The sequence below is a fragment of the Enterococcus durans genome (genome assembly GCF_002277935.1).
GTDB lineage: Bacteria > Bacillota > Bacilli > Lactobacillales > Enterococcaceae > Enterococcus_B > Enterococcus_B durans.
In genome coordinates, this window is sequence record NZ_CP022930.1 from 228,807 (window position 1) to 246,705 (window position 17,899).

The 17,899-nt window shown below is 38.7% G+C and carries 19 protein-coding genes and 2 tRNA genes; 1 reads left to right on the top strand and 20 read right to left on the bottom strand.

The features are described from left to right. Window positions 1-305: 305 nt before the first annotated feature. Complete coding sequence (locus CJZ72_RS01105) at window positions 306-4,544, bottom strand: 2-hydroxyacyl-CoA dehydratase (RefSeq protein WP_095443563.1); 4,239 nt, start codon at window positions 4,542-4,544, stop codon at window positions 306-308. Window positions 4,545-4,720: 176 nt separating this feature from the next. Here CJZ72_RS01105 and CJZ72_RS01110 point away from each other — a divergent pair, with 176 nt between their 5' ends. Continuing rightward, a complete protein-coding gene (locus CJZ72_RS01110) occupies window positions 4,721-5,332 on the top strand; it encodes a TetR/AcrR family transcriptional regulator (RefSeq protein WP_005880444.1) in 612 nt (203 codons plus the stop codon). A 53-nt stretch (window positions 5,333-5,385) separates the two neighbouring features. Here the strand turns inward: CJZ72_RS01110 and CJZ72_RS14450 are convergent, their stop codons facing one another. From CJZ72_RS14450 to smpB, 19 genes are all read right to left on the bottom strand, one after another. Further along, window positions 5,386-5,556, bottom strand: a complete 171-nt coding sequence (locus CJZ72_RS14450; protein ID WP_005880446.1) for a hypothetical protein — start codon at window positions 5,554-5,556, stop codon at window positions 5,386-5,388. Between the two features lie 119 nt (window positions 5,557-5,675). Beyond that, window positions 5,676-5,747: transfer RNA gene (locus CJZ72_RS01120), tRNA-Gln, on the bottom strand. Between the two features lie 5 nt (window positions 5,748-5,752). Continuing rightward, a tRNA-Tyr gene (locus tag CJZ72_RS01125) sits at window positions 5,753-5,833 on the bottom strand. A gap of 87 nt (window positions 5,834-5,920) precedes the next feature. Further along, on the bottom strand, window positions 5,921-6,154 hold the full coding sequence (locus CJZ72_RS01130) for a DUF2969 domain-containing protein (RefSeq protein WP_095443564.1): 234 nt from the start codon (window positions 6,152-6,154) through the stop codon (window positions 5,921-5,923). Between the two features lie 87 nt (window positions 6,155-6,241). Beyond that, window positions 6,242-7,126, bottom strand: a complete 885-nt coding sequence (locus CJZ72_RS01135) for an ROK family protein (protein WP_005878484.1) — start codon at window positions 7,124-7,126, stop codon at window positions 6,242-6,244. A 74-nt stretch (window positions 7,127-7,200) separates the two neighbouring features. Then, complete coding sequence (locus CJZ72_RS01140) at window positions 7,201-7,650, bottom strand: GNAT family N-acetyltransferase (protein WP_005878482.1); 450 nt, start codon at window positions 7,648-7,650, stop codon at window positions 7,201-7,203. A gap of 12 nt (window positions 7,651-7,662) precedes the next feature. Next, complete coding sequence (gene yidD / locus CJZ72_RS01145) at window positions 7,663-7,929, bottom strand: membrane protein insertion efficiency factor YidD (RefSeq protein ID WP_005878480.1); 267 nt, start codon at window positions 7,927-7,929, stop codon at window positions 7,663-7,665. Between the two features lie 309 nt (window positions 7,930-8,238). After that, window positions 8,239-8,415 carry a DNA-directed RNA polymerase subunit beta gene (locus CJZ72_RS01150; protein WP_005878478.1) on the bottom strand — a complete coding sequence of 59 codons (177 nt, stop codon included), beginning with the start codon at window positions 8,413-8,415 and terminating at the stop codon, window positions 8,239-8,241. Window positions 8,416-8,427: 12 nt separating this feature from the next. Beyond that, entirely contained in the window at window positions 8,428-9,729 is a 1,302-nt protein-coding gene (murA, locus tag CJZ72_RS01155; RefSeq protein WP_005878476.1) for a UDP-N-acetylglucosamine 1-carboxyvinyltransferase, read from the bottom strand. Between the two features lie 88 nt (window positions 9,730-9,817). Continuing rightward, the gene (locus CJZ72_RS01160; protein WP_005878474.1) at window positions 9,818-10,054 is read right to left on the bottom strand and encodes a DUF1146 family protein; all 237 of its coding nucleotides are present in this window, start codon (window positions 10,052-10,054) and stop codon (window positions 9,818-9,820) included. Window positions 10,055-10,523: 469 nt separating this feature from the next. After that, entirely contained in the window at window positions 10,524-10,946 is a 423-nt protein-coding gene (locus CJZ72_RS01165) for a F0F1 ATP synthase subunit epsilon (RefSeq protein ID WP_005878470.1), read from the bottom strand. Between the two features lie 13 nt (window positions 10,947-10,959). Continuing rightward, entirely contained in the window at window positions 10,960-12,366 is a 1,407-nt protein-coding gene (gene atpD, locus CJZ72_RS01170) for a F0F1 ATP synthase subunit beta (protein WP_005878468.1), read from the bottom strand. 22 nt (window positions 12,367-12,388) lie between these two features. After that, entirely contained in the window at window positions 12,389-13,291 is a 903-nt protein-coding gene (locus CJZ72_RS01175; RefSeq protein ID WP_005878466.1) for a F0F1 ATP synthase subunit gamma, read from the bottom strand. 13 nt (window positions 13,292-13,304) lie between these two features. After that, complete coding sequence (gene atpA / locus CJZ72_RS01180; protein WP_005878464.1) at window positions 13,305-14,861, bottom strand: F0F1 ATP synthase subunit alpha; 1,557 nt, start codon at window positions 14,859-14,861, stop codon at window positions 13,305-13,307. 22 nt (window positions 14,862-14,883) lie between these two features. Then, window positions 14,884-15,426: an ATP synthase F1 subunit delta gene (gene atpH, locus CJZ72_RS01185; RefSeq protein WP_005878462.1), complete on the bottom strand. Its 543-nt coding sequence runs from the start codon at window positions 15,424-15,426 to the stop codon at window positions 14,884-14,886. After that, a complete protein-coding gene (atpF, locus tag CJZ72_RS01190) occupies window positions 15,413-15,937 on the bottom strand; it encodes a F0F1 ATP synthase subunit B (RefSeq protein WP_005878460.1) in 525 nt (174 codons plus the stop codon). Before atpF ends, atpH begins: the two co-directional genes overlap by 14 nt. Before the next feature lie 193 nt (window positions 15,938-16,130). Next, window positions 16,131-16,343 (bottom strand): ATP synthase F0 subunit C, encoded by a 213-nt coding sequence (gene atpE, locus CJZ72_RS01195; RefSeq protein ID WP_005878459.1) that lies wholly within the window; start codon window positions 16,341-16,343, stop codon window positions 16,131-16,133. 47 nt (window positions 16,344-16,390) lie between these two features. Next, window positions 16,391-17,110: a F0F1 ATP synthase subunit A gene (gene atpB / locus CJZ72_RS01200; protein WP_005878457.1), complete on the bottom strand. Its 720-nt coding sequence runs from the start codon at window positions 17,108-17,110 to the stop codon at window positions 16,391-16,393. A 301-nt stretch (window positions 17,111-17,411) separates the two neighbouring features. Further along, window positions 17,412-17,876, bottom strand: a complete 465-nt coding sequence (smpB, locus tag CJZ72_RS01205) for an SsrA-binding protein SmpB (RefSeq protein WP_005878455.1) — start codon at window positions 17,874-17,876, stop codon at window positions 17,412-17,414. Window positions 17,877-17,899: the final 23 nt, after the last annotated feature.

Consider the following 17,899-nt stretch of genomic DNA (forward strand, 5'->3'; position numbering starts at 1 on the left):
CCTCTTTTTTGCAATCTTTCGATGATCTTGGCTTTTCCCAAAAAAAGGAACAATACAAAAAACGTATTGTTCCTTTTTCTCTCCAATTTCTCAAACCTAAACGACTTTTTTCTCGATCTCTTCTCGAAACGGTGGGAGCAGAAGCAACTCCTTTTGAAATAAGTCGAAACCCATCTAAAGCTAAAAAGCAATTTTCATGAATCCCTACTTATTTCTCTGGGTTGAACGCTTCTGTCTTAGCCTCATCGTCACAATAGAACTGTTTCAAAAAATATTTTTTACTATTCAGAAGTGGAAATGTACGCTCATGCTTTCTGTTTCTCCAACGTTTTATTTGCTGTTGCCATCATCAAACGGATACGATTCAACTGGTTGACGATGGATACACCTGGATCATAATCGATGGCTGCGATATTCGCATTAGGGTAGCGGTGACGTAATTCTTTGATCACTCCTTTGCCCACGACATGATTTGGTAAACAGCCAAAAGGTTGCATGCAGACGATATTATGCACATCATTTTTTAGCAATTCGATCATTTCACCAGTCAAGAACCACCCTTCACCTGTATGGTTCCCGATTGAAAGAATCTGGCTAGCATCTTTCGCCAAGTCATCGATCGATTGGATTCCGTCAAAACGTTCAGATTTGCGCAATGCTTTATCCATTGGTTTTTCGATCCATTCGATCATTTTGATTGCAAATTGAGCAAGCATTTTGCTTTGTTTTGACATTCCAAGTTGTTCATACTTCCAAATTTGGTTATACAACGAATAGTTCATAAAGCCGATGATGTCTGGAACGACTGCTTCAGCACCTTCTGCTTCTAATAGTCGAACGATATCATTGTTCGCTGTAGGTGAGTATTTCACTAAAATTTCGCCAACTACACCAACTTTGGGTTTCTTTTCAGAAGAAATCGGAACGGTATCGAACGCTTGGATGATTTTTTTCATGTTGCTGTTGAATAAAGTGATTGAACCGTTACGCACATTCTTTTCTACTTTTTTCAGCCACTCTTGATGCAATCGATCGATACTGCCTTCTTCCAATTCATAAGGGCGCGTACGATAAACGACTCTTTCGAAGAGATCCCCATATAAAAAGGCAATAGCTACACGTTTAAGCATAGGCAAAGTAAACTTAAATCCTGGATTAGACTCTACCCCTTGATTTCCCATTGAGATAGAAACAACGGGGATTTGTCCAAAGCCAGCATCATTCAATGCTTTACGTAAAAGTGGGATATAGTTCGTTGCTCGGCAGCCTCCGCCAGTTTGTGTCATCATGACGCTTGTATTTTCCAAATCATACTTGCCACTTTCAAGTGCTTCAACTATCTGACCAATCGAAATGATTGCAGGGTAACAAGCATCATTGTTGACGTACTTCAAGCCAACATTGATTGCTTCATTGTCTTCTGCTGGTAGACAAACTACATGATACCCAGAAGCATTTAGTGCGACATCCACTAAACCTGATTGATGGATCGGACTAAGCATCGGTAATAACAATGTGTGTTTTTCCTTCATTTCTTTCGTAAAAGTGATTTTTTCAGGTTCTTCAAACCGTTTTACAGGTTCAAATTGTCGTTTTTCTCGTTCATTTACTGCGGCTTTTAGTGAACGTAACCGGATCCTGATGGCACCTAGATTCGATCCTTCATCAATTTTAAGCACCGTGTAGATCTTGCCATATTGATCCATGATCTCTTCCACTTGGTCTGTTGTGACCGCATCGATCCCACAACCAAATGAGTTTAGTTGAACCAATTCAAGATTTTTCGATTTTGCGACTACCCTTGCAGCTGCATATAAACGTGAATGATAGACCCATTGATTTACCACACGAAGATTTCCTACATCTCCTAAATGAGAAATACTATCCTCCGTCAAAACATGGAATCCTTCTTGTGTGATGACTTCAGCGATCCCATGATTGATTTCTGGATCTAAATGGTACGGTCTGCCAGAAAGAACAATTCCTCGTTGGTTTTTCTGGTTCAACATAACTAACGTTTCTTCACCTTTTTGTTGGATATCTCGTTTAAAAGAATCGAGTTCTTCATAACCATGATGCAAAGCTGTTGCTACTTCTTCTTCTGTGAAACCAAAGTCAGAAAATGTCTGATGTAGGACTTTTGCAACAGACGCTTCATTTGCTAAATTCAGAAATGGATTGCGATAATCCACTTTGCCTGCGCGGATATCATCGACATTATTGCGGATGACATCTGGATAGCTTTGTACGATCGGACAATTGAAATGATTGTCTGCACCCGCAAATTCAGGACGTTCAAAGATGACCCCTGGATAAAAGATTCTTGAGACACCCGAGTCAATTAGTGCTTGGATATGACCATGTGTCAATTTAGCTGGGTAACAAGCCGTATCACTAGGAATTGTTTCCATTCCTTGTTCATACAGTTCTTTGTTTGAACGAGGAGATAAAGTTACTCTAAATCCTAGATCAGAAAAGAATGTATGCCATAGTGGATAATTTTCATACATATTCAGTACACGAGGTATCCCGATCGTTCCATTGACAGCTTCTTTTTTTCGAAGTGGACGGTACTTGAACAAACGACGGTACTTATAATCGACTAAGTTGACCTTTTTATCTTCTTTTTTGATTTTGATACGTGCGCCGCGTTCACAACGATTTCCTGTAATAAAACGTCGTCCATCAGAAAAAAGAGTAACAGTTAACATACAATTGTTTTCACAAAGACCACAATGAGTGAATTCTTTTTCAGAAGTAAATTGAGCCAATTCTTCTAAAGAAAGAATCGTACTTTCATCACCAATCTCGTAATCTTCCAGTGCAATCAAAGCAGCTCCATAAGCCCCCATCAAACCTGCAATGGATGGACGAACGACTTCTCTGCCACTAATCATTTCAAATGCACGTAACACAGCTTCATTATAAAAAGTGCCACCTTGGCAAACGATTTTTTCTCCAAGTTCTTCTGGTCTTCTTACTTTGATTACTTTATATAATGCATTTTTGATAACTGAATAAGAAAGTCCTGCAGAGATATCCCCTACAGATGCCCCTTCTTTTTGTACTTGTTTTACTTTTGAGTTCATAAAAACAGTACAACGTGAACCTAGATCAACTGGTGCTTGCGACTCGACTGCTGCTTGCGCAAAACTTCTTACGTCATATTTCAAAGATTTGGCAAATGTTTCAATAAAGGAACCACAACCTGAAGAACAAGCTTCATTTAGCTGAATCGAAGATAACACACCTTCTTTGATAGTCATAGCTTTCATGTCTTGTCCGCCGATATCTAAAATAAAGTCAACACCTGGTTGAAAGAAATTTGCAGCTTTATAATGTGCCATTGTTTCAACTTCACCAATATCGACTTTGAGTGCATTCTTGATCAATGCTTCACCGTACCCAGTGGCAGCTGCTTTTCCGATATAGACATCTTCTGGTAACTGTTCATAAAGGTCTTTTAAAACTGCCATCGTTGTTTCCAAAGGCTGGCCTTCATTATTGCCATAAAAAGAAAATAAGATATCGCCATCTTCATTTATCAAGACTACTTTTGTTGTAGTTGATCCTGCATCGATGCCTAAAAATGCGACACCGTGATGTTCAGAAAGCTTTTTTTCTGAAGCCTGTGCTTTTGCATGTCTTTGACGAAATTGAGCAAGTTCATTTTCATCTTTAAATAAAGGAGTCAATGTCTTGGAAGGATTTAATTGGGCTTGGTTCCCATTTTCTAACGTGTCAATGAGTTTCGCCATTGTGGTTGGCTCAGCTTCTTCTGCATAAAATGCTGCGCCCATCGCCACAAACAATTGCGGATCTTCTGGGAAAATGACATCTTCTGGGGCTAGATTCAACGTATCGATGAATCGTTGACGAAGTTCAGACATGAAGTAAAGCGGTCCACCTAAAAATGCGACTTTCCCTTTGATTTTACGACCAGCAGCAAGTCCAGCAATAGTTTGATTCACGACAGCTTGAAAGATACTCGCTGCTATATCTGAACGATCAGCACCTTCATTGATCAGTGGTTGAACATCCGTTTTTGCAAAAACGCCACATCTCGAAGCGATCGGATAAATTTGTTGGTAATTTTTAGCTAATTCATTGACTCCATTTGCGTCTGTTTTAAGTAAAGAAGCCATTTGATCAATAAAAGCTCCCGTGCCTCCTGCACAACTACCATTCATCCGCTGTTCCAAAGAGCCTTCAAAAAGTGTGATTTTCGCATCTTCACCACCTAATTCGATTGCGACATCTGTCTCCGGTATGATTTCCTCTACCGTTCGTGTACAGGCAATAACTTCTTGAACAAAGGGGATATCTAACATCTCTGCTAATCCCATTCCACCTGATCCTGTGATTGCAATCGAAAGAGGCTGCTCAGCAACCAACTTTTGCGCTTCTCTCAATGTTTGTAACGCTGCTTTTTTGACATCTGAGTAATGTCGTTCATACTTAGAATAAATCGTCTTTCCTTGTTCATCTATTACAATTAATTTGACGGTCGTCGAACCGACATCGATCCCCGCTTTTAAACTCATATTTTCTCCCACTCTCTTTTAACGGACACCTTGTTGAATATATAACAAATTGTCTGTTATACTACTTATGTATATTTTAGGTACCTTTTTAAGTTTTTGCAATAAGCAAACTATCGCAGTTTGTGAGATAAGCAACAAAAGAATGTGAAATGTCGAAAAATAAGCGAGGAAATTTTATGGGGAATAAAACAGATCTTCGAGTAAAGCGCACCCACAAAATGATTGTGGAAGCTTTTGTCCGCTTACTAGAAAAAGAAAAAAATTATGAATCAATCACGATCCAAGCCATCGCAGATGAAGCGATGATCAATCGAGCAACTTTTTATGCCCATTTTAAAAACAAAGAAGATCTTTATGAACAGATCTTTGATATTGCCATTGAAGTTTTTATGTCTGTTTTGGATTTAGAACCATTAGTTGATGGCAATCGAATCAAGTTGAACCATATCATTCGTGCATTAACAACGATCTATGTAAATATCCAGAAAAATAAAGTGCTTTTCTTAACTACGATGGATGGAGCATCGATTGAATTATTTCGAAAAAAATTGGAAATGTTTCTGTATGATAAATACGCAAGTATTTTTAACAACTTACAAATCAAAGAGAGCCAATTAGAAGTTCCAATCGATTTCATCACGGAATATATGACTTCTATTTTTGTTGGTACTCTTCATTGGTGGATCACAAGTGACACAGATATGACACCTGAAGAACTTGCCGCATTAGTCGTTAAATTAGTCGGTAACGGACACTTGACCGTCCTAGGAATCGAAGTCGTTAAATAACAAAATCTCTAGAAATCAGTAAAAAAGAAGATTTCTAGAGATTTTTGTTATTATTAGCGGTTTTTTGATAGCCATTTTTTCGTATGGTTCGTGGGGCGTTTAGATGTTATCTGTACAGCTTTATCAGATTTTTTTGGAAAATGGACTTCCACATTGTATTTTTCTGATTTCATTAAATCATAGATCTTTTCTGCAGTTTCATCAACTTTTTCTTTCCATCTCATTTTTCCTGCCTCCATTTCTATCTTCTATACTTACTCTAGCTTAAATTGGCAGAATCTTCAAGAAACAAGGTGTTTTTTGCAAAAAAAAAAGAGCGATTCTCGATGATCACTCGTAAAAACTGGGGTAGCTGGATTCGAACCAACGCATGAGGGAGTCAAAGTCCCTTGCCTTACCGCTTGGCTATACCCCAATGAATGGAGGAGAGTGGATTCGAACCACTGAACCCTAAGGAACGGATTTACAGTCCGTCGCGTTTAGCCACTTCGCTACTCCTCCAAAAGGTCTGTATCAACCTGACTTAGTTATAATACCTAATTTTCCAGATTTTTGCAACCCTTTATTGAAAATTTTTTTGATATTTTTTTAGTCATGCAGATTCCAGTGACGAATCACTGTTTCTATCGCATTTTCAAGGGTTTTTTCTTTGCCAAAATCTTCATCCCCAAAGAAAATCTCAAATTCTTTTGGTCCATAAGCTAAAATTTCACCGATCAATTTTTTGCCTATAAATAACTGTGTGATCTCATATGTTTTTCCATTGATATTCTTTTTTACTTCTTCAATACGAACTTCTATATCTTTATTCTTTTTTGACATCTTTTTCCCACCTCCATGATAGTTTATCATATTTGAAGGGGGAATACATCGTCTACGCCCAAAAGACTTTTTCCCCCAGCAAATTTGTTACGAATCTCCTCTTGCTGTTGCAAAAAAATTAGCTGCTGCCCCGATTAGATTCGCCTCATTTCGGTAGTCGCATAGCAAGAGTTGAGGATCAAAATCATTCAATTCATAGCGAGTGGTCAATTTTTTCATCCGTTGATTCAATTCTTTAAGCAAGTCTTTTTTTGCTGAGATACCGCCACCTATGATAATTGCTTCTGGATCAAAAGTAAATTGGATACTGAATAGCCCTTTCGTCAAATAATCGTAAAAACGGTCGACTTCTTCTTTAGCAATCTGATCGCCTTGTTCAGCTAATGCAAATACTTCTTTTCCGCTATAGGACGTTTTTGCTAGGTCTTTTCGTTCACAGTATCGCCAAGCCATGCTTACCGCAGTTCCCAGCTGACTAAATGTTTGATTGTTGTCTAATAACATCAGCCCGAATTCTCCACCGTATAGATGGGCCCCTTTATGGATCTTCCCATCCATGAACACTGCTCCACCGACACCTGTGCCAATCACCACAAATGCTACATTTTGATATGCTTTCGCTGCACCTTCGTAAAATTCTGCCATCCCTGCACAATTTGCATCATTTTCGATCGTCACAGGTAAACAAAACAATTGCTCTAACTCTTCAAAAATATTGAATCCATGGATATAAGGAATGGCACTGATTCCTTCAATCCTTTGTTTCTCATTGTTCACTACACCTGGTGAACTGATGGCTATCCCTTCGATGCTCAAAGTAGCTGATAATGAGTCATATATCTGGTGTAAATCCGTTTTCATTTTTTCCCAAGTATCGGGAGTTGGAAATTGACCAGTTCCCTCAAGTGATACGCCATTCCAATATCCATATTTCACTGCAGAACCGCCAAAATCAAAAGCTAAAATTCCCATGCTCGTCTGTTCTCCTTTTTTGCTTACTACGTCTATTGTAAAATATCCTGCGCCTTTTTGAAAGCACTTTATTTTTAGATCATCAGTTCCAAAGTGACTTGATCACGTAGCAACTCCCCATTTTCATAGATGGGTTCAGGATAGTTTTTGACAAAATAGTCGATATCCCTGGAAACTTCCACAAATCCAACTTTTTTATAAAGATGGAGAGCAGCAGACGACACACTACCTGTCCGAATGATTATTTTATTTTGGGCGTTTTTACCCTCTCTAAGATGTTTGATCGTGTGAAGCAATAATTGACGGCCAATTCCTCTTCCTTGCTCGCTAGGGGCAACAGCAACGTTCATGATCTCATATTCTGTCTCTCTATTATCGTACACGATGACCCCTTTTATTTCATCAGCTACTTGCCAAACAAAGCCGGAGCCCGTATCTACATACATTTGGATTTTTTCTTTATCAGGATCTGCATCTAATAATAGCTCCCATGGAAGATGCTGCTTATCTAATGTGGTGAACATACCGTCTCCTTACTATTTTTTATAGTGTGGCATTTCCTTATCCTTTTTATTCCTTGTCAATTGGAATTTTAAAGGCACATAATCGATACCACCTTTGACGAACGGATGACAGCGTAAAATGCGTGCTGTCCCCATCAGTGTCCCTTTCATCGCTCCATGCGACTGGATCGCTCGGATCATATAATTTGAACAGGTAGGGTAATAACGGCAACTAGGAGGAAATGCAGGGGAGATAAAGCGCTGATAAAAGCGAACGAGCCCAATCAACATTTTTTTCATATTCTTTCCTCCATTTCTTTTCTACTTCAATAAAAAGCGGAGACAAAAGTAGTGAACCTCAAAGAACAAGAAGGAACTCTCACTAACTGAGTTTATGATCTTTGAGATCTTCGTTTATTTCCGAATAAATTACTTCTGTCCTCGCTCCTTATTCTGATTTAATAAGGGGAATACAGGTGGTCTTTACTCAACCTTTTTTTGCCTAACTTTATTTAGGACGAACGAAACAAAGGGTTTCTTAAAATAGCTATATCAGCGATTTTAAGAACCCTCTTTTTTACTTTAAAACGAACAATGTAAGATCAGTCTTCAACTAAAAAAATCTCGAATATGAAGCCATAAGCTTGGTTGAAAAACTTTAAGCGGATTGCCTTCACCAATCACTCCGTACCCGATCATCGTACCGGCAATAAAAAGGAGAATCAATAATAAGACAACGAGCAGTATCTTGACCAAGCTGACTAAAATATAGCGTTGTGTACTCATCTAACCACGTCCTTAAGCAATCGTTTGTGCTGTCTTATCAGCAGTTACTTGGTTACTCTCAACACGTTCAACATCCGCACCTAATTGTTGCAATTTGATATGGAAGTTATAATAGCCACGATCTAAGTATTTTAGATTACGAACACGTGTGATCCCGTTTGCTTTCAAGCCAGCTAATACTAAAGCTGCTGCTGCACGCAAGTCAGTTGCATACACTTCTGCACCTTGTAACTCATGGTTTCCATCCATGATGGCTACATTGCCGTCGATTTTTACATGCGCATTCATTCGACGCATTTCTTCTAAATGTTGGAAACGATTTTCAAAAACTGTTTCCGTCACCATGCTTGTACCTTCAGCAACTAATTGGATTGCTGTCATTTGTGCTTGCATATCTGTAGGAAATCCAGGATGAGGCATTGTTTTTACATCTGTAGGCAAGATATGTTTTGGTCCAACGACACGGATCCCGCCTTCTTCTTCAGTGATCTTAGCACCCATTTCGATCAGTTTAGAGATCAATGGTCGGTTGTGTTCTGAGATAGCGTCAGCGATCAAAACATTTCCTTCAGTCATTGCAGCGGCTACCATGAATGTGCCTGCTTCGATACGGTCTTGTACGATTGAATGTTTCACAGCATGAAGATGTTCAACACCTTCGATACGCATCGTTTCTGTTCCAGCACCGTAAACATTGGCGCCCATTTTATTTAAAATATTGGCAAGGTCAACGATTTCTGGTTCACGTGCTACGTTTTCAATGATCGTTGTTCCTTTTGCTTTTACAGCTGCCATCATGATATTTTGAGTAGCTCCAACACTAGGAAAGTCCAAATAGATCGTGTTACCGATCAATTGATCTGCAATAGCTTCGATATAGCCGTTCTTTTGGATGATTTTAGCTCCTAATGCTTGGAATCCTTTTAGGTGCAGATCAATTGGACGTTTACCAATTGCACATCCTCCTGGCATAGCTACTTTCGCATGACCATTTCTTGCAAGCAATGGTCCCATTACAACGATCGAAGCACGCATTTGGCTAACATATTCATAAGGTGCTTCAATTTCTAACTGTCTTGAGGCATCAAGTGTTACTTGATTCATTTCTTCATCAAACGCTACATCGACATTTAAATGACGAATCACTTGATTCATCGTGAAAACGTCAGAAAGAATAGGAACATTATTTAATACGGTTGTTCCCTCTTCTGCCAATAAACTAGCAGCTAAAATAGGTAAAACCGCATTTTTAGCTCCTTCGATTTTTACTGTTCCATTTAATTGATTGCCACCTTTTACGATGATCTCTTCCATGTTGTTCCCCCCAAAAAATTCCAATGAGCTACAGTTGCTCAAAATCTTTTCTATTATATCATTTCTTCTTTTAAAATAGTACCTTTTTTTAAAATAATAGGCTAACGAAAAGGTTGCGACACAAAGCGATGATCTCTAAGAAAAAATTACTCGCCGTATACCCTAAAAAAATAGAAAAAAGTACAATCGTCATGCGAATCTGTGTATTATGCATCGCTCTAAAAAAGGTTTCGATGCGCAAAGAACGTAAAGACCAAAAAGCTAAATAAATGAATGCTAAGTGGCTAACAATTCGGATAATCGCATCAATTCCGTATACTTGCATAGCTACGTCCTTTCTAACAATTGTTTTTTTAAGATAACTAACAAAACGATGATACCATAAATTGGAAGAATAGAGAAATTATTGATTGCAAAAAGTATAATTTTTTTGTTTTTTTCTTGACAAATTTCAAGAAATGAATGTGGGACAAATCTAAAAATCAAGTTTGCCACAGACTTTAATTCCCAATAAACGGTGTCTAAAAGTCAGGTTTTTCGGAAATTTCAAAAAAGAGTGTGGCGAACATATAGAAAGACGTTTATCCAATACTTTACATCTCATGTTACTTTTCTTTTAAATAAAAAAAGAACGTGGACAAAAGTAACAAATACTTTTGTCCACGTTCTAATACGAATAAACAATCAGAGCAGAAAACACTTGGAAAAGCAATCTGAAATTCACAAAATCTAAAAAATCGGGTTTCGCAATTTTCTTCTTGATCCCTTAGCACTCCTGTCTCGATTATTTATGACTATGAATGTTTTGAAACCTTGATTCGGTTGATTGCACGATGCAAAGCAACGGTTGCACGTTTCAATTCATTTGTATCTTCTTTTTCTTTTGCTTCTTCGATTTGTCGTTCCGCACGTTGTTTTGCTCTTTCCGCACGAGAAACATCGATATCACGTTCACGTTCCGCACTATCGGCTACGATAGAAACAACGTTATCACGTACTTCCATGATTCCGCCATTTACTGCGATCCAGTCGACATGCGTATCGGAGTCAGTTCTTTTTATACGAACTTCATCGATCGTTAAAGGAACGATGATGGGCGCATGTTTAGGTAGAATACCGAGTTCGCCGGCTGTTGTGCGTGCAACTACGATCGCTGCATGGTGATCATAGACCAAACCGTCAGGAGTAACCACGTTAACTGTTAAATATTGATCCATGGGGCACCCCTTTCTAGTAGCCTAGTTTTTTCGCTTTTTCTACGACGTCTTCGATTCTACCAACACTACGGAATGCTTCTTCAGGAAGGTCATCGTATTTACCTTCTAAGATTTCGCGGAATCCTTTGACAGTTTCTTCAACTGGTACATATGACCCTGGAAGACCTGTAAATTGTTCTGCTACGTTAAAATTTTGTGACAAGAAGAATTGAACTCTACGTGCACGAGAAACTAAAACTTTTTCTTGGTCAGATAATTCATCCATCCCTAAGATAGCAATGATATCTTGTAATTCACGGTAACGTTGTAAGACATGCTGTACTTCCGTCGCTACTTTATAGTGTTCTTCTCCGACGATTTCTGGAGCAAGCGCACTTGATGAAGAAGCGAGTGGATCTACGGCTGGGTAAATCCCTTGTTCTGTCAATTTACGTTCCAAGTTCGTTGTTGCATCTAAATGGGCAAATGCTGTTGCTGGCGCTGGGTCAGTATAGTCATCGGCTGGTACATAGATTGCTTGGATCGAAGTGATCGAACCTTTTTTCGTTGAAGTGATCCGTTCTTGTAATTGACCCATTTCTGTTGCTAGCGTTGGTTGGTACCCAACGGCAGAAGGCATACGACCTAATAGGGCAGAAACTTCTGAACCGGCTTGAGTGAAACGGAAAATATTATCAATAAACAATAGCACGTCTTGTCCTTCAACATCACGGAAGTATTCAGCAATCGTCAAACCAGTCAAGGCAACACGCATACGTGCACCTGGTGGTTCGTTCATTTGACCAAACACCATGGCTGTTTTTTCAATAACTCCTGAATCTTTCATTTCATAATAAAGGTCATTACCTTCACGTGTACGTTCACCAACACCAGTAAATACAGAAATACCACCGTGTTCTTGAGCGATATTATGGATCAATTCTTGGATCAATACAGTTTTACCTACACCGGCACCACCGAATAATCCAACTTTCCCACCTTTTAAGTAAGGAGCAAGCAAGTCAATAACTTTGATCCCAGTTTCAAGGATCTCAGTACTTGTACTTAACTCATCAAAGTTTGGTGCTTTTTTATGGATTTCGCTACGTTTTGCATCTTCTGGGAAAGGTGCAGATAAATCGATCGTATCTCCTAATACATTGAATACACGACCTAACGTTTCTTTACCCACTGGGACAGAAATTGCTTTTTCTGTATCAATGACTTCCATTCCGCGTTGTAAACCATCTGTTGATTCCATCGCGATTGTACGGATGACACCGTCACCTAATTCTAGCGCTGTTTCAAGAACAACTTTCGATTTCTTCTCATCATTTTTATAAACAACTAAAGCGTTGTTGATATCTGGTAAGGATTGGTCTAAAGAAAATTCCACGTCGACAACGGGACCGATTACTTGAACAATCTTGCCTGAACTCATCTTTTTTCCTCCAATCTCAATACTATTCTAGTGCCGAAGCTCCGGCAACAATTTCGGTAATTTCTTGGGTAATAGCCCCTTGTCTTGCACGGTTATAAGAAACCGTTAGATCATCGATGATCGTTGCGGCATTATCCGTTGCTGTCTTCATAGCTGTCATACCGGCAGCATGTTCTGCTGTCTTGGCATCAACGATTGCACCATAAATCAAGCTATCTGCATATTGAGGTAACAATTGAGCCAAGATTTCTTCTTTTGATGGTTCAAAAATATATTCTTGTTCAAAGGTTGTTGCTTCCTCAGGGTCTAAATCAGAAATCGGCAGCATTTTTTCTACCCGAAATTGACTAGTTAGTGAATTGATATGATGGTTGTAACATACATACAATTCATCAAATACTTCATTTTGATACATAGTTGTTGCCATTCCTACGATCTTGCGAACTTCATCAAAACTTGGTTGGTCAGATAAATTACGCAATTCGTAAGCTAAATTGATTCCTCTTGCTTTGAAGAAGTCTGCACCTGTTCCGCCGATTGCGATCATTACGTAATCGTCAGGTGATTGGTGATCTTCTTCTAAAATGGACATCGTTTGCTTCAAGATCGAGCTATTATAGCCACCAACTAAACCACCATCCGCAGTGATCACGATGTACCCCGTCTTCTTCACTGGTCGACTGATCAACATACTGTTGTAGTTGATGTCTCCACGAGGATTGTCTGAGGCGATATCGTTTAATTGCGTTGCGGTCAAATGGGTCACGATCTCTCTAACTTTGTTTGCATAGATCTGAAACTTCTGAGAAGAAGCTTCAGATTTTGTTAGTTTAGAGGCGGAAACCATTTGCATTGCGCGCGTGATTTGACTGGTTTTCTTAGTTGAAGCGATCCGAGTCTTGATTTCATTTAATGAAGCGCCCATTCATCTCACCTCACTATGCATTTTGAATGGATTTCAATTTGTCTTCTGTTGAAGAAGAATTACCTTTTGACGCCAAAAAGATATCTTTATATTCTTGGATCGCAGTATTCAAAGCTTCTTCTTCTGGAAGATCCTTCGTTGTACGAATCGTTTCAAAAATATCTGAATGGTTATTATCTAGATATTCAAATAATTCATGTTCAAAATCTAAAATACTATCAACAGGGATACTATCTAAGAATCCATGTGTCAAAGCATATAAGATGACTACTTGTTTTTCAACAGCAAGTGGTGCATGAAGTTTTTGTTTCAAGATTTCAACTGTACGGCGGCCACGATTTAATTTTGCTTGTGTCGCAGCGTCTAAGTCAGAACCGAACTGTGTAAATGCTTCTAATTCACGATAACTTGCTAAATCAAGACGTAAAGTTCCGGCAACTTTTTTCATTGCTTTGATCTGTGCAGAACCACCTACCCGAGAAACGGATAACCCAGCGTCAACAGCTGGTCGTGTTCCGGCATAGAACAAGTCGCTTTCCAAGAAGATTTGTCCGTCAGTGATCGAGATAACGTTTGTTGGAATGTATGCAGAGATATCTCCAGCTTGTGTTTCAACAAATGGTAAAGCAGTCATTGAACCGCCACCCAATTCATCACTCAATTTAGCTGCACGTTCTAACAGACGTGAATGTAGGTAGAAAACATCCCCTGGATATGCTTCACGACCTGGTGGACGACGTAATAGTAATGAAAGTTCACGATAAGCAACGGCTTGTTTTGATAAATCATCAAAGATGATCAAAACATGTTTTCCATTGTACATGAATTCTTCACCCATAGCAGTCCCTGCATAAGGAGCGATATAAAGTAATGGCGCTGGTTGTGATGCTCCAGCATTCACGACGATCGTATAATCCATCGCACCATATTTTTTCAATGTTTCTACTTGTGTACGAACTGTAGAATCTTTTTGACCGATTGCAACATAGATACAGATCATATCTTGACCTTTTTGGTTAAGGATCGTATCGATTGCAATTGATGTTTTCCCTGTCTTACGGTCACCAATGACTAACTCACGTTGACCACGACCAATTGGAACTAAAGCATCGATTGCTTTTAATCCCGTTTGCATTGGTTCATTAACAGATTTACGTTGCATAACGCCTGGTGCCATTGCTTCAACTGGACGAGCCTTGTCTGTTGCAATTTCACCTAATCCATCGATTGGTTGACCTAGCGGATTAACGACACGTCCGATCAATGCGTCCCCAACTGGAACTTCCATGATCTTTCCTGTACGTTTTACTTTGTCTCCTTCACGAATGGATTCGAAATCACCAAGGATGATGATACCTACATCATTAGATTCTAAGTTTTGTGCCATTCCGTATGAGCCGTTTGAAAATTCAAGCAACTCACCACTCATCGCATTTTCTAAACCATGTGCACGAGCGATTCCGTCACCAACATAAGTAACGGTACCGATTTCTTCGACTGAAAGCACGTTTTGATAATTTTCAATTTGTTCTTTAATCAAGGCACTAATTTCTTCTGCTTTGATAGCCATTCGATTCACCTACCTCTTTGTACTATCTATTTAATTGACTACGCATTTTTTCTAATTGCGTGCGAATGCTTCCGTCGATCACTCGATGGTTGGCTTCAACAATTGCCCCACCAATAATAGATGAATCAACGATTTCTTTTAATTCAACTGTTTGATAGTCCATTGTTTTTGCAACATTCTTTTCTAAATTTTGTAACTGTTCCTCAGAAAGCGGTACTGCTGTTTTTACACTACCTAAAAGTAGTCCTTTATGTTCGTTGTAACGATGTTCGTATTCATCGATCATAAAGGTTAGATCAGACATTCGATTGTAATTGTAAACAACTTCTAAAAAGTTTTTCACAGTGCCCTCGAAGCCTGCAACAAGTTTATCCATAATTAGACGTTTTTCATGAGGTTCTAAGCGGACATCACTAAGCAGGTTTCCTAATTCCGGAACTTCTGCATAGATTTGTCGCAAACTTAATAACTCTTGGTAAATTTCTTCCGCACGATTTGAATCGATCGCCAGTTCAAACAATGCTTTACCATAGCGTCTGCCTACAGTATATTTATCTAGTTTCATTTGAAGAACCTAGACCTTCGATATATTGATTGATTAAAGATTCGTGCATTTCTGGAGAAAGTTCTTTGTTCAAGATTTTTGCCGCAATTTGAAGAGATAGATCAGCTACATCGTCTTTCACAGAGTTTAAAGCTGAGTCACGTTCTAATGTGATATCGGCTTGCGCTTTGCTTTTTAGACGAGCTACTTCTTCTTGCGTATCCTTCAAAATATTTTGACGGCTTAATTCTCCACTTTCTTTCGCATTTTTAATGATATCAGCTGCATCTGAACGAGACGCTAACAATTGTTGTTCACGTTCTTGTTCCATTTTTGCTGATTTGATGCGAGATTGTTCGGCAGAATCTAAATCATTGGCGATCTTATCTTCACGTTTTTTCAAAATATCGCTGATTGGGCCCCAAGCAAAATGCTTTAGTAGGGCCAGTAGTATCAAAAATGAGCCGCTGACAACGATGATATTACCTAACATCGGATTACCAACTTCTGCAATTGCCAATTGATTCAGCATAGGCTAGCCTTCCTTTCTTTCAGGTGTTTCTAACTGGTGTAAAGGATGCGTCTCTCATTTAAGAAATTCGTCTTCCTAAACGCCTTTTTCTAATTTTATGAAGAAACTTTTTTAGTTTTTCTACATCTTTTTCAATTCACTGCAATGAAAAGAGGATTAGTGACATGCGTCCCATCCTCATTGAGTAAATTTACTACATAAATACTAGAATTAAAGCGATAACCACACCTAGAATTGGAACGGCTTCAACAAGGGCTACCCCGATGAACATTGTTGTACGGAATTGACCAGACATTTCAGGTTGGCGTGCCATTGATTCGATGGTTTTAGAGATAACTTGTCCATTACCATAACCAGCTCCGATTGCTGCCCCCATGATTGCGATTGCTGCTGCGATATAATTCATAATATATTTCCTCCTAAAATAGATAAGTAGTTTGTTCAAAAACGATGTTATTCTTCTACTTCAATCTTATGGCTCATATACACCATTGATAAAGTAACAAAGACAAATGCTTGGATGCTTCCGATAAACAATGAAAATGCAATCCAAATCATCTCTAAAGGAATTGCTAATGGTAAGGAGTACCAACCTATGTTATTCATCATGCTGGCGATTAAGGTTAGCAAAACTTCCCCCGCGTAAATATTCCCATAAAGACGTAAAGCAAGTGTTAATAGGTTCGTAAACTCTTCGATCAGTTTCATTGGAAACATGAAACTATATGGTTTTAGGAACGAATTTACGAAATACCCTTTGAAGCCGAGTTTCTTCACCCCAAATAGATGAGTAAGAGTGATCATTATAAATGCCAATGTTAAAGTAATAAATGGGTCTGCCGTCGGACTTTTCCAAAGTGTCGTATCATTCGGTAAGACGATTTTCGTTACTAAACCAATATTGTTCGCAACAAAGATAAATAAAAACAACGTGAATGCCAACAAATGGAAATTGTTTAATTCTTTTCTAGGCAAGTTATCTGTTACGATTCCTCGGGCAAAGTCAATGACCCATTCTATCGCATTTTGTTTTCCAGTTGGTTTCATCTTAAGGTTCCTAGTAAAGAAGTAAACCAAAAAGAAGACGATCAAACAGGTCAATAACACCATCATACAAACTGTACCATCAAACCAAACAGGTCCAATATGGAAGGTTAGCGAGCGTTCATCCAATCCATTTCACCTCTTTTCCCTGAAATTCACATAAAATCAAATTCATGTGTACATCTGGTTTTTCTAAATCGTTTTCTAACCAAACGGTATCATACCACCATGAAACAGAAAACTCAAAACATTTTCATGAAAATTAGACACTTTTTTATTTCAGTCAAAAAATGTCTAAATCTCAAAGAAATCCATCGTGGTATTATACAGAAAAAACCTGTGATAATCATGCTTTATCAGATTAAATGCTAACAAATTTTATCATTAAGTAAAACTAAAAGCACCGAATATGCGAAAAAGGATAATGAAATTATCTAGAGAAATTTTTTAATGTTCGATCAATTTGACGATCCACATCTTTTCTCTTCAAGTCTTCTCGCTTGTCATACGATTTTTTCCCTTTCGCAAGCCCAATGAGGACTTTTGCGTATCCATTGCGTAAGTATACTTTCAACGGTACGATCGTGACCCCAGTATTTTTCGTTTCATTTTCAAGACGTGCAATCTGTTTCTTGTGGAGTAACAGTTTTCTTGTCCGTAATGGATCATGATTGAAAATATTTCCTTGTTCATAGGGGCTGATATGCACATTGTGCATATACGCTTCCCCATTACGTACTCGGACAAACCCATCTTTAAGATTGATCCGACTGTTCCGAATAGATTTTATCTCTGTTCCTTGCAATACCATTCCAGCTTCCATTGTGTCGATGATCGAATAATCGTGGCGAGCTTTTTTATTTTGCGCGATCAGTTTCCCCTCGCCTTTTGGCATAGTTCATTCCTCCAAACGAATAA

Coding starts and splice junctions, on each gene's coding strand:
- atpA (WP_005878464.1), bottom strand. CDS start 14,861: ATGGCTATCAAAGCAGAAGAAATTAGTGCCTTGATTAAAGAACAAATT.
- atpE (WP_005878459.1), bottom strand. CDS start 16,343: ATGAATTATATCGCAGCAGCAATCGCAATCATGGGGGCAGCAATCGGA.
- CJZ72_RS01150 (WP_005878478.1), bottom strand. CDS start 8,415: ATGAGTACACAACGCTATATTTTAGTCAGCTTGGTCAAGATACTGCTC.
- CJZ72_RS14450 (WP_005880446.1), bottom strand. CDS start 5,556: ATGAGATGGAAAGAAAAAGTTGATGAAACTGCAGAAAAGATCTATGAT.
- CJZ72_RS01105 (WP_095443563.1), bottom strand. CDS start 4,544: ATGAGTTTAAAAGCGGGGATCGATGTCGGTTCGACGACCGTCAAATTA.
- CJZ72_RS01160 (WP_005878474.1), bottom strand. CDS start 10,054: ATGCAAGTATACGGAATTGATGCGATTATCCGAATTGTTAGCCACTTA.
- smpB (WP_005878455.1), bottom strand. CDS start 17,876: ATGCCAAAAGGCGAGGGGAAACTGATCGCGCAAAATAAAAAAGCTCGC.
- CJZ72_RS01175 (WP_005878466.1), bottom strand. CDS start 13,291: ATGGGCGCTTCATTAAATGAAATCAAGACTCGGATCGCTTCAACTAAG.
- CJZ72_RS01110 (WP_005880444.1), top strand. CDS start 4,721: ATGGGGAATAAAACAGATCTTCGAGTAAAGCGCACCCACAAAATGATT.
- atpD (WP_005878468.1), bottom strand. CDS start 12,366: ATGAGTTCAGGCAAGATTGTTCAAGTAATCGGTCCCGTTGTCGACGTG.
- CJZ72_RS01130 (WP_095443564.1), bottom strand. CDS start 6,154: ATGTCAAAAAAGAATAAAGATATAGAAGTTCGTATTGAAGAAGTAAAA.
- CJZ72_RS01140 (WP_005878482.1), bottom strand. CDS start 7,650: ATGTTCACCACATTAGATAAGCAGCATCTTCCATGGGAGCTATTATTA.
- atpF (WP_005878460.1), bottom strand. CDS start 15,937: ATGCTGAATCAATTGGCAATTGCAGAAGTTGGTAATCCGATGTTAGGT.
- murA (WP_005878476.1), bottom strand. CDS start 9,729: ATGGAAGAGATCATCGTAAAAGGTGGCAATCAATTAAATGGAACAGTA.
- yidD (WP_005878480.1), bottom strand. CDS start 7,929: ATGAAAAAAATGTTGATTGGGCTCGTTCGCTTTTATCAGCGCTTTATC.
- atpH (WP_005878462.1), bottom strand. CDS start 15,426: ATGAAACTAGATAAATATACTGTAGGCAGACGCTATGGTAAAGCATTG.
- CJZ72_RS01135 (WP_005878484.1), bottom strand. CDS start 7,126: ATGGGAATTTTAGCTTTTGATTTTGGCGGTTCTGCAGTGAAATATGGA.
- CJZ72_RS01165 (WP_005878470.1), bottom strand. CDS start 10,946: ATGGATCAATATTTAACAGTTAACGTGGTTACTCCTGACGGTTTGGTC.